17 protein-coding genes are annotated in these 18,470 nt (G+C 48.9%); 10 read left to right on the forward strand and 7 right to left on the reverse strand.

What is annotated here, in order from left to right:
* Positions 1-140: 140 nt before the first annotated feature.
* A complete protein-coding gene (locus H6F51_08505) occupies positions 141-1,316 on the reverse strand; it encodes an FIST C-terminal domain-containing protein (protein ID MBD1822535.1) in 1,176 nt (391 codons plus the stop codon).
* A 62-nt stretch (positions 1,317-1,378) separates the two neighbouring features.
* Positions 1,379-4,045, reverse strand: coding sequence for an RNA helicase (locus H6F51_08510; GenBank protein ID MBD1822536.1), 2,667 nt, complete (start codon positions 4,043-4,045; stop codon positions 1,379-1,381).
* A gap of 173 nt (positions 4,046-4,218) precedes the next feature.
* Between H6F51_08510 and dnaA the strand changes: the two genes are divergently transcribed.
* The 3 genes from dnaA (at position 4,219) to H6F51_08525 (ending at position 7,459) form a co-directional block, all read left to right on the forward strand.
* Positions 4,219-5,604, forward strand: a complete 1,386-nt coding sequence (gene dnaA / locus H6F51_08515) for a chromosomal replication initiator protein DnaA (GenBank protein MBD1822537.1) — start codon at positions 4,219-4,221, stop codon at positions 5,602-5,604.
* A 110-nt stretch (positions 5,605-5,714) separates the two neighbouring features.
* Positions 5,715-6,164 carry a hypothetical protein gene (locus H6F51_08520; GenBank protein MBD1822538.1) on the forward strand — a complete coding sequence of 150 codons (450 nt, stop codon included), beginning with the start codon at positions 5,715-5,717 and terminating at the stop codon, positions 6,162-6,164.
* A gap of 95 nt (positions 6,165-6,259) precedes the next feature.
* Positions 6,260-7,459: a DUF2252 domain-containing protein gene (locus H6F51_08525; protein ID MBD1822539.1), complete on the forward strand. Its 1,200-nt coding sequence runs from the start codon at positions 6,260-6,262 to the stop codon at positions 7,457-7,459.
* Positions 7,460-7,462: 3 nt separating this feature from the next.
* On the opposite strand, the gene H6F51_08530 is transcribed toward H6F51_08525, so the two are convergent.
* The 4 genes from H6F51_08530 to H6F51_08545 form a co-directional block, all read right to left on the reverse strand.
* Positions 7,463-8,347 carry a tetratricopeptide repeat protein gene (locus H6F51_08530; GenBank protein ID MBD1822540.1) on the reverse strand — a complete coding sequence of 295 codons (885 nt, stop codon included), beginning with the start codon at positions 8,345-8,347 and terminating at the stop codon, positions 7,463-7,465.
* 66 nt (positions 8,348-8,413) lie between these two features.
* A complete protein-coding gene (locus tag H6F51_08535; GenBank protein MBD1822541.1) occupies positions 8,414-9,961 on the reverse strand; it encodes an ABC transporter ATP-binding protein in 1,548 nt (515 codons plus the stop codon).
* A 324-nt stretch (positions 9,962-10,285) separates the two neighbouring features.
* Positions 10,286-11,233 carry an ABC transporter permease gene (locus H6F51_08540; GenBank protein ID MBD1822542.1) on the reverse strand — a complete coding sequence of 316 codons (948 nt, stop codon included), beginning with the start codon at positions 11,231-11,233 and terminating at the stop codon, positions 10,286-10,288.
* Positions 11,234-11,236: 3 nt separating this feature from the next.
* On the reverse strand, positions 11,237-12,331 hold the full coding sequence (locus tag H6F51_08545) for an ABC transporter permease (GenBank protein ID MBD1822543.1): 1,095 nt from the start codon (positions 12,329-12,331) through the stop codon (positions 11,237-11,239).
* A gap of 177 nt (positions 12,332-12,508) precedes the next feature.
* Here H6F51_08545 and H6F51_08550 point away from each other — a divergent pair, with 177 nt between their 5' ends.
* From H6F51_08550 to H6F51_08580, 7 genes are all read left to right on the forward strand, one after another.
* Complete coding sequence (locus H6F51_08550; protein ID MBD1822544.1) at positions 12,509-13,258, forward strand: ferritin-like domain-containing protein; 750 nt, start codon at positions 12,509-12,511, stop codon at positions 13,256-13,258.
* Positions 13,259-13,378: 120 nt separating this feature from the next.
* Positions 13,379-14,128 (forward strand): DUF3153 domain-containing protein, encoded by a 750-nt coding sequence (locus tag H6F51_08555; GenBank protein ID MBD1822545.1) that lies wholly within the window; start codon positions 13,379-13,381, stop codon positions 14,126-14,128.
* 6 nt (positions 14,129-14,134) lie between these two features.
* Positions 14,135-15,217 (forward strand): AI-2E family transporter, encoded by a 1,083-nt coding sequence (locus H6F51_08560; protein ID MBD1822546.1) that lies wholly within the window; start codon positions 14,135-14,137, stop codon positions 15,215-15,217.
* A 64-nt stretch (positions 15,218-15,281) separates the two neighbouring features.
* Positions 15,282-15,644: a LapA family protein gene (locus H6F51_08565; protein MBD1822547.1), complete on the forward strand. Its 363-nt coding sequence runs from the start codon at positions 15,282-15,284 to the stop codon at positions 15,642-15,644.
* A gap of 162 nt (positions 15,645-15,806) precedes the next feature.
* Positions 15,807-16,628, forward strand: coding sequence for a segregation/condensation protein A (locus H6F51_08570; protein MBD1822548.1), 822 nt, complete (start codon positions 15,807-15,809; stop codon positions 16,626-16,628).
* Between the two features lie 15 nt (positions 16,629-16,643).
* Positions 16,644-17,222, forward strand: coding sequence for a Uma2 family endonuclease (locus H6F51_08575; GenBank protein ID MBD1822549.1), 579 nt, complete (start codon positions 16,644-16,646; stop codon positions 17,220-17,222).
* Between the two features lie 389 nt (positions 17,223-17,611).
* Positions 17,612-17,770: a Uma2 family endonuclease gene (locus H6F51_08580; GenBank protein ID MBD1822550.1), complete on the forward strand. Its 159-nt coding sequence runs from the start codon at positions 17,612-17,614 to the stop codon at positions 17,768-17,770.
* A 5-nt stretch (positions 17,771-17,775) separates the two neighbouring features.
* Here H6F51_08580 and H6F51_08585 read toward each other — a convergent pair whose 3' ends face one another.
* Positions 17,776-18,288 carry a hypothetical protein gene (locus tag H6F51_08585; protein MBD1822551.1) on the reverse strand — a complete coding sequence of 171 codons (513 nt, stop codon included), beginning with the start codon at positions 18,286-18,288 and terminating at the stop codon, positions 17,776-17,778.
* Positions 18,289-18,470: the final 182 nt, after the last annotated feature.

The raw sequence follows: 18,470 nt of genomic DNA on the forward strand, positions 1-18,470 counted from the left end.
TAGTCCCCCACTTGTGGGGGACTAAGAGCAAAGAGATTTTCTAGGCTTTAGTGATGACTAACTCTTCAAGTCCCCACGAGTGGAGGATTTAGGCGGCAAGAAGCCGCGTAAACCGCAGCGAAGAATCTGTCGAACTTGCGTTAATGAATTGCTACAAGAACCAGTGTGTAGTTGTGAAAGCTATTTCTATTCTGAAGTGGAGCAATTTCGCCGTGAGTGTACAATCCAATCCAGGGAAGGGAGGTACCAACCTGCTGCTGCAAATGTTGCTCAAGGTGCTGCTTTTTCACTTCACCTAAAACAGATTTTCCGCGTCCGTAGCAATCAAACTGGAAGATCAGCTTCGCAGGTCGATCGCCAAGTTGCGTATTCACAGTTTGAGCAATTAAATCAATGCCTTGTGTAATCTTCTCGACATCGCGGCGAGTAATCCAGATGCTACTTCCTTCTACAACTTCGGTTTGCAGCGTTACGGAACCTGCGACTTCATCTCTACTAGGCAAGTATCGAATGAAAAATTCGTCTTGTGCCTCGTTGGGTGCTTTCAGCCCAAAGCAAAAGGCAACGATCGTTCGATCCCACGCCTTGATTTCTTCGTCGGTGAGATACTCTCTCAGCACGTTGAGCACGGGTTGACCATCGATTTCATAAATTCGGTTCCCTTCAGCACGAGTGATTTTACGCTCATAGCCGATCGGAACGCAGCCATGATTCAGCGCCCAAACCAAATTGCAGTGACCGGAAATCAGTGTGGCAACGACTCCATCGGAAAACACTTGATCATTGCAGTATTGAAACGTCTCCCGCATTTCAGCATCACTGCCTGCGGCTCCTCCTAAAAGGGGAAGTGAGCGCGGTAGTTCCGATTCGATGCCGTCACGTAGGAGATCGAAGTTCACCGCCATACCATCGGTGAACACGAACATCGCTTGGCTGTCATCGCTGAGATCAACCGATAATTTACTGGCGATCGTTTTTCCAACCTCGGTGGCATCGTCTTGCAATCCCACCGCATACCGAGTGGTGAAGCGAATTTCGTCGGAGCGAATCACCATCACTGCGATCGAGAAATTCGATTCATCGGCTTCGTTTTGCACAATAACGCCTTGCCCTGAACAGCCCGCTAGTGGGCAGTTTCCGGTGGCTTGACGCACGGTTTCAACTATTTTTTGCTGATCGTATCCAAGCGAGGCAAAGAGAAAAACGAAATCCGGCTGATCAATGTGGGCGGCGCTGAGCGCTTTCTGCACTGCTTCTTTTGCGGCTTGGGTGACGTTGCGAAGATGACTAATCCCAACACCAGCTTGAGTTCCCATTGCGAGTTTTTGAAAACACTTCAAACTTAGAGTGCCCAACGTATACTCTCACGAACATAAAATTATTCCACCCCTTCATTCACCGGGAAGCGATCGAGCAGTTGAATGGCGCGATTGGCATTGGAACGTAGCGCTTGTGTGAGGTGTGGGGTATGGGGGATTTGAGAGAGCAAATCTAAGGTGCGGCGTAAGATTCTGACAACATCACCTTCATCGAGGCTAGTATTGCTGCATAGTTCTAACCAGTCTGTCCCCAGCGCCCATTGTTCCACCAGTCCCAGCAGTTCGTCTTCGAGCCAGACGGGAAGGGCAACCTGATAACGGCGCTGGAGTTGAAACAGTTGACGGCGAATGCTGCGGAGTTCGCTCAGGGCTTCGAGCACAGGTTCAGAGACATCGTAGCGTGTCCAGGTGTCTGGGCGTGAAACCTCAGTCACCAGTGCAGCACAGGCGGCAGCGAGATGATGGGGATCAAGATGATCAAGATCGCCAGACATCAGTGCTAAACCGAGCCAGAGTTCGTTATCGCCCCGGATTGCTGCGGTAGCTTGTCCGAGAGTCGTTGGGGCTAGGTCGTCGAGACAGCCAAATCGCCGCAAGATTTCGATCAGCGCGACGAATTCTTCCCAGTGGCGCTGCGTTTTTTCGTCGAGTTTAGCTTGGCGATCGGTGATCTCTTCTTGCAAGCTTTGCATCCTGCGTTGACGTTTGAGCGTTTGCGGACGATCGCCCCGTTGGTGAACCGGATGCGCTTCGATTTGGGCTTGTACGGCTTTGAGGCGTTGCCCTTGGGCATAGACTTCAGGTGCTTCGTCGGGCAGTCCGGGTGGATCGGGGACGAGTTCGGCGATCGCTAAGCTGTCTTCTGTCCCTTTGCGGGCTTGTCCAGCCTTGAGCACCAGTTCTGGCGGTGGTGTCAGATGATCGACCTCTTTTAAGCGAGGAATTTCACCGCGCAGGGCGGCAACATCTGAAACCGAGGCAACATACCAGCGATTGTTCTGTCCTAAGCAGACGAGATAAGGAAACTGACCAGAGCCAGAAACTTTCGTGACGAGAACGGCAGGAATGATTGTGCCTCCGTCACCCTTGAGCGCCAAGATCGTACCCGCAACCGCAAACTGTAGCGCGATCGCTCGTTCTCCCGCCTGCATTTCATCCGCTTGATTTTGCAGCGTTTTAAGTAGGCGTTTTTCTTCTTTAAGGCGTTCTTGCAGTTTTTCGTACTGAGCAAGCAGTTTCCAATCCACCTCAGAGACGATCGATTGCAGTTGGTTGAGTTCAAGTTTGCAGCGTTCGAGTTCCTGCTGCTGCGGTCGCAGATAGAGCGTAGAAAGATATTGCCCGAAGCTTCGTTCGATTAAGGCTCTGGTTTCTTCGATCGAATGCGTTTGCAGCAAGTTCAACACCATGCCGTAACTCGGTGTAAATTGGCTCACCAACGGATCAGCTCCGGAGGTTGCAAGATATGCCGCTTCTTTTGACCCCTCGAATGGGGTTTGCACTGTAACGACATAGCCGCGATCGTCCATGCCGCGCCGTCCTGCCCGTCCTGACATTTGCAGAAACTCAGACGGATTGAGCAGGCGGTGTCCGGCATCAGTGCGTTTAGACAGACTGGAAACGACTGTGGTTCGAGCAGGCATATTGATTCCAGCCGCAAGCGTCTCAGTCGCAAAGACGACTTTGATCAAGCCTTCTTGAAACAGTTCTTCGACCAAACCTTTCCAAGCCGGTAAAATTCCCGCATGATGGGCAGCGACTCCGCGATACAGGGGTTCGACTTGTCCAGCGCGACCTGCTTCGGGGTTGCGATCGAGAAACGCATCAATTCGCTCTTTCAGTTGTGCGGCTTCTGCTTCATTCACTAGCGTCAGATTGTCGAGTTCTGTCACCGCTTTATCACAGCCGCGCCGACTGAAAATGAAATAAATCGCAGGCAGCATATCTTTGGCTGCAAGCTGACTGATCACAAAGCTGAGGCTGGGACACTCTGGACGAGGTGCGCCCCGCTGGTTTGCGCCTCTGGGGCGGTATTCACTTCGCTTTGGCTTTAAGCGGGGACTTAAGCGCTTGCCCGATTCATCCAGCAAGGGAAACAGCCCTTTCGTGTTGCAGAACGAAAACTGAAGCGGAACTGGACGAAAATCAGAATAAATTAGCTCTGTCGCGCCGTGAACTTGAGCAATCCAGTCGGTGAGTTGATCGCTATTTGCGACCGTTGCAGAAAGAGCAACGAGCTGAACTTCCGACGGGCAGTAAATAATTGATTCTTCCCAAACTGTCCCGCGCTGACGATCGTTCATGTAGTGACATTCGTCCAGCACAACGGCTTCGACACCCACTAGAGAGGTTCCCACTTCGCCGATCGGCGTTCCGTACAGCATATTGCGGAAGATTTCGGTCGTCATCACCAGAATGGGGGCATCGCGATTAATCGAGACATCGCCAGTGAGGAGTCCAACGTTTTCGGCTCCGAACTGATCGCGAAAATCCCGGAGTTTTTGATTAGAAAGCGCTTTGAGTGGGGTGGTGTAGAAGACGCGCCGACCTGCTGCTAATGCTCGATGAATCGCATATTCCCCGATTAATGTTTTTCCTGAGCCTGTAGGAGCGCAGACGACAACAGATTTTCCCGCTTCTAGAGCCGCGATCGCTTGGAGCTGAAATTCATCGAGTTCAAACGGATAAAGCTGAGCAAGATCGACTCTAGGAGAGGAAGTATTCACAACAGGGAGTAAGCCGTAAAAATCAAGGAAAATATTTCTTTATCCTAGCGCGAGGATTGCAGTTCTTGACTTTCACTCTCGGTCGCTAAGAGATCTTAAGCACTTCCTTATCCGCTCACCGGCAAAGTAGAGTAAATTATTCTATGCTTTGGTCTGGGGTTCGGAGCGGAAATATGGCGGTAGAAAGCTCGTCGATCGATGCGATGTGGTCGCAAGTGCTGGAAATTTTGAAGCTCAAGTTTAGTCCGCCAACCTTTGACACTTGGGTCAAAACTGCCGTTCCAGAGGAGTTGACCGAGAATTGCTTGACGCTGCGAACGGCGAATCCGTTTGCGAAGAACTGGATTCAGAAGCATTACATGAAGACGGTTCAAGAAGCCGTTCACAGTATCGTAGGGCGACCCGTTGAGGTGCAGTTTCGCTTTGTGCCGAACGCAGAAGGTGACGATACGGATTTGTTTTACCCGTTTGTAATCGAGTCTTCGGCGCAGCCGGAATTACCGGTGCTGGCGGCGCGATCGAGCAGTTCAGCCGATCTCAACTCGAAGTATGTGTTCTCGCGTTTGGTCGTGGGGCCAAATAACCGCATGGCACACGCAGCATCGCTAGCGGTGGCGGAATCTCCGGGGCGCGAGTTCAATCCCCTCTTTCTCTGTGGGGGAGTTGGATTAGGCAAAACGCATTTGATGCAAGCGATCGGGCATTACCGCATCGAAATTTCGTCAGATGCCAAGGTCTTTTATGTCTCAACTGAAAAATTCACGAACGATCTGATTACAGCAATTCGCAAAGACGACTTGCAGAGTTTTCGCGATCGTTATCGGGCAGCGGATGTGTTACTGGTCGATGACATTCAGTTCATTGAGGGCAAAGAATACACCCAGGAAGAATTCTTCCATACGTTCAATACGCTGCATGAAGCGGGTAAACAGGTGGTGCTGGCTTCCGACCGTCCCCCGAATCAGATTCCTCGTTTGCAAGAACGGCTTTGTTCTCGCTTCTCGATGGGGTTGATTGCAGATATTCAACCGCCGGATCTCGAAACCCGGATGGCAATCTTGCAGAAAAAAGCCGAATACGAGAATATGCGCTTGCCGCGTGAAGTGATCGAATATATTGCCTCAAGCTATACCTCGAATATTCGGGAGCTAGAAGGGGCATTAATTCGAGCCGTCGCGTATATCTCGATCTCTGGCTTGCCGATGACGGTGCAAAATATTGCCCCAGTGCTCAATCCTCCGGTTGAAAAGGTTGAAGCCTCGCCGGAAGTGGTGATTCAGGCAGTTTCCGAAGCGTTTGGGGTGTCGATCGATGACCTCAAAGGCAACTCACGCCGCCGGGAAATCAGCGTAGCGCGGCAAGTTGGTATGTATCTGATGCGGTATCACACCGAGCTAAGCTTGCCCAAAATCGGCGAGGTCTTTGGTGGCAAAGATCACACAACCGTCATGTATAGCTGCGAAAAGATCGGACAGCTTAAAGAGAAAGATTCCAGTATGGCGCAGACTTTACGCCAGCTTGGGGATCGAATTAATCTTGCGAGCCAAGGGCGAAAGTGATGGTATCGAATATAGCGATCGTCCTGTTCGAGAACTGTCCATTACCCATGACAGAATGAAAAAAAGCTTTTAGATTGTAATCACACAAGCCCCCTAATTATTTTTTTAAGATCGTGTCTGATATTCTGTCTCAGCTTCACCAGGGGCAACTGCTAATGGTGAATAGCCGTAGACGAAATGGATTAATTCTTTTTAAGCAATTTCACGCTGAGTTTGCAGGGCCGGGAGCAGCGGTCGGTAACCTGTTTGATCGAGATTGTAAGGCGGTGATCGAGGTCGGGGATTCGTCGCCACTCATTGATCCGAGAGCGCATGAAGAACGCCAGAAGGCGTATCTAATTCGCCGTCAGTGGATTCGCCTGACGCAGCAGATTACCGACAATCCGATGCCGTTTCAGCGGGCACAAATGATTTTGAATCAGTTTGAGAACTATTTTGGTGCGGAAATGGTGGCGCGGTTGCCGAGTGAGGCGTTTGCGCTGATGGTAGGTGTGTTGCCGCAAACGGTGGAAATTGTCAGATATTACCCGGACTATCCAGGACTGAAAGGACGGGGCTAAGTAGATTGGAGATGTTGAAATTAATCTTCAGAGATTAGGCTATCGCAGATCCGATTGTTAAAATTGGAACCTAATTTCTGAGCAAATCTCTGCAAATGCCAAATCAATCTGTTGTCGATCGGATTCGGGAATTCAATCGAGGACGCAATCTCGAATTGCTGAAGCTGAAATACAAAACGATGCAAAAAGATGCGTTTGGGTTTCTGCGAGGAACTTGTCATCTGTTTTATCAGGATTTGCCTGTGGAGGGCATGTTTCGATCGGCTCCGCCTGTTTGGATCTGTGGCGATTTGCATTTGCAGAATTTCGGCACGTTTAAAGGAGACGATCGTCTCGTTTATTTCGATGTGAATGATTTTGATGAGGCGCTGTTAGCCCCCTGTACGTGGGACATTACGCGACTTGTAACCAGTATTATTGTCGGTGCTCATACGCTGAATATTAGTGATGAAGATGCACTTGCGCTTTGTGACTACTTCCTTGAAATCTATACAAAAGAACTTTCAACCGGAAAAGATCGAACCGTACACAGCGAAATTTCAACGGGATTGGTGAAAGAGTTAATCGATAGTTTGAAAACGCGAAAACGCAAAGATTTTTTAGATGAGCGAACTGAAGTTAAAGGCAAACAGCGATCGCTCAAACTGATCGAAGGTAAAACTACACCTGTAACCGAAGCCGAACGTCAAAAAGTGACGGACGCGATCGCCGAATGTGCCGCGACCCAGCCGAACCCGGAATTTTATCAAGTTCTGGATGTGATGCACCGGATTGCGGGGACTGGGAGTTTGGGACTCGATCGCTATGTGATTCTAGTTGAGGGCAACGGTTCACCGAATCAGAATTATTTACTGGATCTCAAGGCTGCCCGATCGTCTTCGCTACAACCTTATACGCCTTATTCACAGCCTAACTGGAAAAACGAAGCCGATCGAATTACCGCCATCCAAGACCGATTTCAAGAATCTCCGCCCGCGTTGTTGACTTCCTTACTAATTGGGAATCGACCTTACGTTCTGCGAGAGCTTCAGCCGACTGCCGATCGAGTCAATCTTGAAAGCAAAGATGGCAAAACGAAGCAGCTTAAAAAAGTGATCAAAACAATGGCAGAAGTGACCGCTTGGGGACAAATGCGGAGCACCGGACGACAAAACTCTGCGATCGCAGATGATTTAATCGCGTTTTCTCAAACTGCTCAAGAATGGCATCCGAATGTGATTGATTATGCACGATCGTATGCGGCACAAGTTGAACAGGATTATCAGGAGTTCAAAACCCAACCGGAAGAAGTGTAATCTTTACTGTCTCGCTTGTCGTTGCCGTGCTATCAATTCCTCGTACATTGCCTGAGTGCCAAACTGCCGCGCTAACTCGATCGCTCTCTGCATATCGGCGCGAGCGGCTTGAGCTTGTCCGGCCTGCTCGTAGGCGCGGGCGCGGTACTCATACGCCTTGACGTAGAACGGATTGAACCGAAGCGCAGTCGAGAAATCAGCGATCGCCGATCGATAGTCCTGCATCCCAAAGTACGCTACTCCACGATCAATATAAGGACGCTCTGATCCCGAAGGCATTAATTCAACTGCCTGGTTAAGCGTGGTCAAGGCTGCCCGAAAGTTGCGATCGTTAATCTGTCGATTTCCTTGCTCAATCAGCGCCCACACTTGAGCTTTTGAAGGTCGTCCGGCAGTCGCGACGGAAAGTTCAAGAATGCTCAATTCACTGTGATAGAGATGTCGGGCTGTTTGGTGAGCGAGTAGAGCCGCGCTTTTTTCGGTATCAACCTTTGCTTGGCGATCGTCACCCAATCGCGCTCTCACTAGCGCCAAACCCGAATAAGCGATCGCAGATTTCGGCTCGATTTGCAAAATTCGACGATAGCTTTCGAGCGCCTGTGAGAGTTCACCGCTTTGCAGTTGTGCGAATCCCCGTCCGCTGTACGCCTCTTTGAAATTGGGATCAAGCTGAATCGCACGATTAAACTCTGCGATCGCGGCTAGATAACTCCGGTTCTTGAGATGCCTTAATCCTTGCTCAAAAGCACGATGGCTTGGAGGAGTTTCTTCTGCAAGCGCCGGAGGTGTTACTTGGGCAAGACTTTCGGCTGGTGCGATGAGCAGTGGAGTCAAGAAGACCGCAAACGCGAAATGCGGTGCAAGCAACGATCGCCAAAATAGTTTCATAAAGGCATCTAGTCAGAAGCGGCGATCGCTCTGTAAATTTTCTACAGCATCGCCGTGTGCTTCTTATTAGTGCCCAGTCATACTGCGTCCGATCTCATTAAAGTCCGCATTGTCAATTGTACTTTCGTATAAAAATCGTCCGCCACTAATGACGAGGATACGATCGGACAGTTTTAGCAGTTCGTCTAAATCCTCGCTGACGAGCAGCACTGCAACACCGCGATTCCGCGCTTGAAGAATCTGGTTATGAATGTCTTCGACTGCCGCAAAATCTAGCCCAAAGCAGGGGTTTGCAGTAATCAAGAGCTTGACGTGATCCGACGAGAGTTCCCGCGCTAAAACCGTTCGCTGGACGTTACCGCCTGATAAATTTCGTACCGGAGTTTCTGGAGAAGGCGTTTTAATTTTGAACTGTTGAATCAGCCCTTGCGCCGCTTCCCGAATCGCCTTGAAGATCAGCAGTAAGCCTTTTGATTGAGGAGGACGATCGAACGTTCTCAGCGCTAAGTTTTCCGCCACGCTCATATGCGGCACACAGGCATTTTTTAGCGGCTCTTCGGGCAAGAGAAATACGCCATGCTGAAACATTTGCGATCGGCTTGCCTGATAGAGTTCCCCGTTGACGATGACTTCGCCCGATGTTGCGGCGCGCTGTCCCGCTAAGACCTCCACAAATTCGCGCTGTCCGTTGCCGGAGATGCCTGCAATGCCAACAATCTCGCCGCTACGAACATTGAGGTTAATTCCTGAAACCGCTTCGAGTCCATTGTCTTTATCTGCATGAAGATCGCGGACTTCGAGCACCGGAACCGGATTATCGTGCGGCACTTTCTCGACGGGTTGCGCCTCCCGCCGTTCGCCCATCATCATTTCAGTAATATCGGGAACGGCTAGAACGCTCATGCTGCCCGTGCCTGCAAGCTTGCCGCGCCGCAGAACGGTAATTTCATCGGTAAAGCCTGTGACTTCGCGCATTTTGTGGCTGATGAGCAGAACGCTCAGTTGTCCTGCGCTCACTTGTTCCCGCAGCAATCCGAGAATTTCGTCGGCTTCGTTCGGGGTGAGAACTGAAGTCGGTTCGTCCAGAATCAGAATTTTGCTTTTGAGATAAAGCAGCTTGAGAATTTCTAACTTTTGTTTTTCGCCTGCTGCTAGTTGTGAAACCGATGCGTCTAGGGGTAACTGAAACGGAGAAGTTTGCATAAATGCCGCCAGCTTTTCTGTTTCCGCTTTCCAGTTGATCACTAGATTGCCGCCTGATCGTGCAATCACCAAATTTTCTGCAACGGTCATCGCGGGAACAGAGGTAAAGTGCTGATACACCATGCCGATTCCGTATTTCTGGGCATCGCGGGGAGAAGCGATCGTGCAGTCTTGCCCATCTAGCTGAATACTGCCGCTTGTGGGGGTGTAAAAGCCCATGATGCACTTCACCAGCGTACTTTTCCCGGCTCCGTTTTCCCCCAAAAGCGCATGAAAGGTTCCGGGCTTGAGCGTCATCGAGACGTGATCCAACGCCGTGAAGCTTCCGAAGCGTTTGGTCATTTCCCGAACTTTGAGTAGTGGCGGGAAGTTTTGAGTGTCTGATATGGAGAGTTCAGTTGCGGTTGTCATAGATTTAGATGCGATCGCTTTGTCGGGTTGTACACGCCATTCCGTAATTCTGGCGGAATGGCTGTACGGATTCGAGAAACCAAAATTGTTTTAGAGAAACCAAGATCGTTTTGGAGAAACCAGGATTGTTTTGGAGAAATCGGTTTGGGAATCGAGAAACCAGAATTGTTTTAGAGAAAACAGAATTGTTTGAGAAAAATCAAGTCTGTTTTAGAGAAACGAAACTGAGAATCGAGAAATCAAACTGAGAATCGAGAAATTAAACTGAGAATCGAGAAATTAAACTGAGAATCGAGAAATTAAACTGAGAATTGAGAAATTGGATTAATTCAGCGTTCCCAATGCCCCCGGCGCACCCGAAATTGTGCGTTTTGGAGAACAAGTCAAAATCATAATCACCAGCGTCAGAACATACGGTGCTGCATTAAACAGATAGGTACCCCCGTCAATTCCGACTGCTTGTAGCGAAGGCCCGATCGCCTGTGCTCCACCAAACAGCATCGAAGCCCACAAACACTGAACCGGATTCCATCGGGCAAAAATCACCAGCGCTACCGCCATCAAACCCTGACCGCTCGAAATCCGCTCCGACCAGCTTCCGGGATAATACAGCGACAAATACGCTCCACCAATTCCCGCCAAAAATCCGCCTGCCATAATGCAGAGCATCCGCACCCTAGAAATCGAAATCCCCATCGCCAATGCTGCATCAGGATTATCGCCGACCGCTCGGATGAACAGCCCCCAGCGTGTAGCCTTGAAGAACCAGGACATTAACGGCGCGATCGCAATTCCCAAGACAAACAGTAAGTTAATCCTGAAAGTCTGCTGCATTTGCGAAATGCCTGTCCAATCTGCAAGCCCGATCGACGGTAATCCGGGTGCAGAAGGCTGAATAAACGGTTTACCCAAAAAGAACGCGAGTCCACTGCCGAAAATAATCATCGCGATGCCCACCGCAACATCATTCACTTTTGGCTGTTGAGATAACCAAGCATGAATGAATGCCAAGAGCATTCCAGCAATTCCCGCCGCCAGCACACCGAGCCAAGGAGAGATTGCACTCCCAACGGTGCCTTGAGTCAAATACGACACCGCATAAGCGCTCATCGCGCCCAGCAGCAAATTGCCTTCTAAACCGAGGTTAATCTTGCCGCTTTTCTCGGTCAAACATTCCCCTAAGCTGACAAACAAAAAGGGTGCGCTTCCTCGCAGCGTTCCCGCTACGATCGCTAAGGGCACTCCCCACCATCCGATCGCTTCTGTTGCCATGTGTTAACCTCCCTGAATTACTGATGTTGCGGGCATTTTTGGTTCTGGTTCTTTGAAAATTTTGAACCGTCCGTACAGCGATTCGCTATACAGCACCACAAGAAAAACTAAGCCTTGTAAGACAAAGACTGTTGCATCGGGCAAATCCAATCGTCGCTGCAAGATACTGCCGCTTGCGAGAATTCCACCAAATAGAATGGCAATGATACTGGCTGCGATCGGATTATTTCGGGCGACAAATGCTACCAGAATTCCCGAATATCCGTAGTTGGCGTTCAGAGATTCATTCGCGCGTCCATGCACGGCGGCGATCTCAACCATTCCTGCCAGTCCCGCACAAGACCCTGCTAAAAAGCAAATTGCCAGCGTTAACTGTCCGACGGGAAGCCCAGCAATTCGCGCTGCTTTGACGTTGCCACCTGCCGTCCGCGCCGCAAATCCAAACGTCGTGCGCTGAATCAGAAAATAAGCAATCACACAGGCAAAAATTCCATAAATTAATCCGTAGTGAACTCTAGGAAATAGCGGAATGGTGCCTAAGCGATCGAGATCCGGAATCGCGTAGCTAGAGGGTTTATTCAACGAACTCGGATCGCGCATCGGGCCTCCAACCAGATGATTCAACAGCGCGATCGCAATATAGTTCATCAACAAACTGCTGATGGTTTCATTGACGGCGCGGTAATGTCGCAATGCTCCGACTGCTCCGATCCACAGTCCGCCCCCGATCATGCCCGCAATCGCCATCGAGACTTGCGTAACGACCGCAGGCGCTTGATTCAGGCTGGAGAGTCCGACGATCGTCGCTGCAATTCCGCCGATGACTAACGCCCCTTCATTGCCGATGATCACCAATCCCAAACGAGCGGGCAAGGCTGTACAGAGCGAAGTCAGCATCAATGGAGCCGCTCGAAGCAGAGAGTTCTGAAACGACGACCAGTTCCCAAAGGCAGCTTGATAAATTGCAGAATAAACCTCAAAGGGATTTGCACCCGCAGCAAAGCAAAATATTCCAAACAAAACCAGTGCGAAGAGTAGAGCCGCGATCGGGATACAGATCGCCTCCAAGGTTTTGCGCCAATTTCCGACAGTGAGCATCTCAACAACCTATCGCTGAATTCCCCATATTTTTACTCGTTTACTGCGCCAAAATTGTACTCCTGCTCACGAATACAAAATTAGTTACTTATAGACAAAGTTAGTTACTCACATCGTTGGATTGCACGTTCAAAATTGCGCGTTAGCCTGAGCAGTAACAATCTCTGACTTTACGTTATGAATCTTTTAACTCAAGTTCTGCATATTATTGGCTCAGGTGCAAGCGCTTACATTCTGTCGAGCAGCATTCGCGACTCTAAAACTCGTCCGAATCTCATCGCTGGTTTTCAGATGGCAGAATCGGGTTCAGTGCCGTTTTTACAAGCACTCCGCGATCGTGCCGCCACAGAAGGAGAAACTTGGCTAGCTGAACGGCTCGATCGCCACGCCAGCGATGAAAAGCGGCATGGTCAAATCTTTGCTCAGGGGCTGAAACAACTGAATCGCCGCGTGATGGACTTTAGCAAGATGCGAGAGCGAGAGCTGGACGAACTCGGCGAAAAACGGAGTCCGTTTTTTGACGCTTATTTCAAGGGCTATTCTCAAGAGCAATTAAAACCTCAGAATATAGAGTGGAGTACGTTTCTTGCCAGCACTTACATTCTCGAACTCGATGCCAGCAAGGACTTTTTACGACTTGCAGATGCACTTCCCAATGATGCGGTCAGCGCAAATTTGAAAAAAGGAATCATCAGCGTTGCTCAGGATGAAACCGGACATGCAGCCTATCTTCGCGAAGCAATGGAGCGACGATATGGAGCGCGTGAAACTCAAAAGCTGATTGATGAATGGCGCACTCGTAAAGTGGATGCCATGCTTGCGGCGATGCAAAGCTTCATCAACAAGGGCGGAAAGATGGCGCAAATGGTGGAAGAAGGTGCGCCTGTCGATATGACTGAGACACAAGCAGAGCCAGTTGCGGCATAGTCGCTTCTTAAGTGGGAACAATCGAAGTGGGCAATTTCTTAATTCAGATGAAGCGAACTATCCACGATCGCCGATCGTGCGCCATCATAGAAATCGCTCTTCTCGATTGTTCCTGCGGATATGATTGCAAAACTCTCTCGGTTTTTGAAACATTGCGTCATCTTACTGGTTGTCTGTCTGGTGACGACTGGATGTGTCAACTATGATGTCGGGATTCAGTTTAATAGCCCAAACCGGGGCGCAATCGTACAGCGAATCCAACTCGACGATCGCTTAAGCACGTTTACGAGCGGAACAGCGCAAACTTGGTTAGCCAACCTTGATCAGCGAGTCAAACGACTGCAAGGAAAAACGCTCAAACTTTCAAACCAAGAAGTTTTGGCAACCATTCCATTTAGCAATGGGCAGGATTTAGAGAAGAAATTTAATCAGTATTTTAGTGCTGAGCTGGCTGCGAAAATCCGTAACAAAAAGCCTTTAGATTTGCCGAAGATTGATTCTAAATTAGTGGTAAAACAAGGCAATTTTATTCTATTTGAGCGGACGCGATTAATTTACGATGTGGATTTACGATCGCTCGGTATCCCTGCTCCTGATGGTAGTGCTTTAGTCAATCCAAATTCACTCTTAGATTTGCAATTTAGTTTAGATGCACCCTGGGGTGCGAAGAGCATCACAAAAGGGGCTGTCCGTCGCGAGGGTAAGCAGTTAATTTGGACGCTTCAGCCCGGACAACAAAATCATATTGAAGCTGCATTCTGGATGTTAAACCCATTAGGAATTGGAACCGTAATGGTTGCTGCGATCGTTGCTGTTGGAATCTACTTTAAAAATCAGCAATTACCGCCTGCGGCAAAGCCAGCGAGTTAAGACACTATGGCGCGTCGTCAACCTGATTTACAACGATGGTTAGTGATTGGATTGATTGGCCCGATCGCTGCTCTGAATATTTGGTTGTTAAGCCAGCTTTTCACTTATTTTGATCATTTAATTGCGGTGTTGACGATCGCAGCAATTCTGTCATTTCTGCTAGATTATCCAGTCCGCGCTTTCCAAAAAGTAAGAATTAAACGCCAAGGTGCGATCGTCATCGTTATTTTGATTACGATCGCACTTCTGGCAATCCTAACGCTGACTCTGATGCCGATTCTATTGGCTCAAACCTCGCAATTACTCGAAAAAATCCCCGGTTGGTTAGAATCGAGTCGATTGAATTTGGATGCTTGGGATAGTTGGGCAAAAGCGCGAAATTATCCGATCGATCTCAAAGGTTTTGGCAGTCGATTAAGCACTCAGATCGAGAACCAAATTCAAAACTTTGCGCCGCAAGCATTAGGTCTTGCGTTGGGAACAGTGACCGGATTAGTAGACACAATCTTAGTCATTGTTTTGGCATTTTATATGCTGCTATATGGAGAAAAACTTTGGCAGGGATTGCTTAATTTAATTCCGCCTAAGCTTGCTGTGCCTTTTGGTGAATCACTGCGGAAGAATTTTCATAACTTTTTCTTGAGCCAAATTCTTCTAGCGCTATTTATGGCATTAGCAGTCATTCCCGTATTTACTGCTTTAAAGGTTCCATTTACTTTAGTTTTTGCCTTAATCATCGGTGTTGCTGAAATTATTCCATTCATTGGTGCGGCGCTTGGAATCGGAGTGGTAACGCTGTTGGTCGCGTTTCAGAGTGGCTGGCTAGCGTTGCAGGTGGCGTTTGCGGCTATCGTTCTTCAGCAAATTCGCGACAACCTGCTTGCTCCGAAAATTATGGGAGACTTTACCGGGCTGAATCCGCTTTGGATTTTTATCGCGTTGTTAATCGGGCTGCAAGTGGCGGGCGTGTTAGGAATTATTGTTGCGGTTCCCGTTGCCGGCACGATTAAGGGCACGATCGATGCGATTCGGCTTGCGGACTCTACGATCATTGTTGAACCTGAAACCAAACTGCCACCGCTTGATTAGATTTTCTTTTGATCAGTTTGGAGCGAAGCTTGCTAGACTAGCGGCGTGATTTGGAGCATCAGTGATGAGACAGATTAACTTTTTAATCATTTTCGTGATTTGTTTGGCTCTGGTTTTTTTCGGAATTGAGAACACTGAACCTACGACGATTCATGTCGTCAAAGATATTCAAGTTCAAGCGCCTTTGTCGATCGAGCTAATTTTAGCGGGTGGAATCGGTGCGGTTTTAGCGTGGGTCTTTAGTGTTTGGTCGCAAGTTCAGCGAATGGTTGAAATTCGTAAAGAAGTGACGGTGCGCGAAAACCGCATTCATGCCCTTGAAGACGACCTTGAGCGCTACAAAGCAGAACTCGAAGAGCAACAACGACTCTTACCCGCCGCCCAAACGGTGCAGGATGCAGAAGCTCGCGAGATTTACGCTCAGTAGGACGCGAGAATGTCGCTCTTATTAATGCCCCTCGCCTTTCTGAATCTAGACGAGTTAACGAGTCGAGATTGGAGTTTTTGTGTACCATTGACCCTATTAGCCTTTATTGTGCTGGCTGCTGTTTATTTCGCACGGGTCAAGATTCGCTAATTCTCCCAATCTATGCCAGTTTCTCTCGCTCAAGACGCGATCGCGCTTTTAATTGATTTAGCTGAACGCGGTGAAATTGATCCGTGGGATGTGAAGGTGATCGATGTGATCGATCGCTTTCTCAGTGAGCTTGCCCCGGCGACCGGACGAGAACTCTACGAAGCGAATCTCACCCAGTCGGGGCAAGCATTTCTCTATGCGTCGATGCTGCTCTTGCTCAAAGCCAACACTTTAGCGCAAGTAGACACCACGCCAGAGATTCCAGAGTTTCCCGAAGGTGACGAATTTCTCGATTCTTTAGAGTTGGGTCAAACGGCTTTGCCGCTCAATTTGGAGCGCCAGTTACGCCGCAGAGCCGTCGCCCAACCTCCTCAACGGCGGCGCGTCACCCTCAAAGAACTCATCGAACAACTGCAAATTATTGCCACTGCGCTGGAAGAAAAAGAGCCGCGCCATCGAGCGAAGCGCACCAAGATTCCGAGATCAGAAGCCGTCAAAGCGATCGCCGCACTCGCCCACGAAGAGAATTTGTCAGAAATGGCGGTAGCGATCGAGGGCTTTTTTGCCGATTACTGGTCGGAAGTTGCTAAAGGGCAAGACTGGATTGATTTTGAACTGGTTTTAGAATTCTGGGTGGCACTGCAAGAGCGCAACAATAAGATCGATCCACATCATTCGGAGAATCATGAGCGCGTGGGTGTCTTTTGGGCGTTATTGCTGCTTTCCGCCCAATCAAAAGTGGAATTATCGCAGGATGAGTTCTATCAAGAATTGCGAGTGAAATCGCTGGTCGGCTTACCAATGGAGCTTGCAGAAAGCGTCTTACTGGATTAGCAAGGAGGATAAGCGATGTCTGCACTAATCATCAATCTGCGTCCGACGATCGATCTCACCGACGATGAATTCTACGAATTCTGTCAGCAAAATCCAGATCTTAAGCTTGAGCGCACTGCGAACGGAGCATTAATTATCATGCCACCGACAGGAGGAGAATCAGGATACCGTAATGCAGACCTGATAACAGATGTCAGCATTTGGAATCGACAAACAGAATTGGGAGTTGTTTTTGATTCTTCAACGGTCTTCAAACTGCCGAATGGAGCTAATCGATCGCCCGATGTGACGTGGATTGAGTACGATCGCTGGAGTAGGTTAACGCCCGAACAACAAAAGAAATTTCCGCCGATCGCGCCTGACTTTTTGATCGAATTGAGATCCGAAACTGATGCTTTGAGCGATCTTCAGGAGAAAATGCAGGAATACATGGACAATGGAGTGCGGCTCGGTTGGCTGATTGATCCACAAACAAAACAAGTTCAAATCTACCGCCAAGGTCAACCCGTCGAAATCTTACAAAACCCATTCACGCACTCTGGTGAAACGGTCTTACCCGGACTTGTTCTCGATCTCAGCCGCATTTTTCGCTGAATCAGATCTGCAAAGCTTTAGGTGATCGACAAAAAGGAGCAATTTTTTCTCACAGCCGAGCTTCTGAGAGTCGCGATCGAGTCTTTGAGCCTCGTCCATAAAGTTCTGAGAGTCGGCAATGAGCTTTTAAGAGTCGCGGATGAGGTTTTGAGAGTCGTGATCGAGTCTTTGAGCCTCGTGCATGAGGTTCTGAGAGTCGGCAATGAGGTTCTAAGACTCGTCAATTAGTTTCTGATACCGAATTAAACATAGAATGCGACAGATCATACTCAAAGTCCCCCAGAATGGGGGATTTAGGGGGCGAGAATCTGTCGCATCCACAAATCAATCTGGTATGAGAGTCAGCAATGAGTCTGTGAGACTTGTAAATGAGTCTTTGAGATTCAGGGTTGAGTGTTCTGCTCGGCTGGCTAATCGATCCAATTACTCACCAAATCAAGATCGATCGTCAAGAGCAACCCGTAGAAACATTGCAAAGTCCCGACATTCTCCCAGGTGAAACCGTTCTACCAGAATTTGTTCTCGATCTCAGCCGCATTTTTCGCTGAATCACTTAGGATGAAAACCGCTCTAACCAGCGCCGAATTCTAACTTTACCCGCAACATAAAATGGCAGTTGATAGTGTTCTGCCAACAGCCAAGAGACAAATCCGAAATGACAAGCAAACGTTAATGTGATCCAAAACCTCGGAAACCAAGCACCAGAACTTCCATCAAGCGGTACAAAAACTTGTGACGGCAACCAAATCAGACTCGGTGGCAGCACCACTAATGCCAGTCCCACCAGCCAAATCACGATCGACAAATCCACATCAGTTTGATTCGCCGCCTGCCATTTGCGCCCATTCCACCGCCACGTCATCGGCTGCGAACTATCCTCCACATGAACCGTCTGCTCGTTCAAGTTCGCCGTGAAAATATGACGACAAAAATTACAGGCAAACGCATCCATCAGCGTTAATCCTTCCACCTGTCCATGACGACAAATCGGGCAGGGGTAAGCTTCTTGATAATTCAATGTCCGTCGATCGAGCGACACAGTTGGAACCGACTTCGGATGCTGCATGATTCGCCCTAACAAATTTGATTTGAACTAACGCCTCTCTTAGTCTATCGATTTTCTCAAAACCAATGCTGATTCCCCAGCATCCCTTCAACTTCAAATCATTGCCGCCTCAGATCTCATTTGCGAATTGAGCATTTCCACCTAGAATGGAATTAGAGATGAGTACATATACACAGCGTAGG

The organism is Cyanobacteria bacterium FACHB-DQ100 (assembly GCA_014695195.1).
In the GTDB taxonomy this organism is placed as follows: Bacteria; Cyanobacteriota; Cyanobacteriia; order Leptolyngbyales; family Leptolyngbyaceae; genus Leptolyngbya.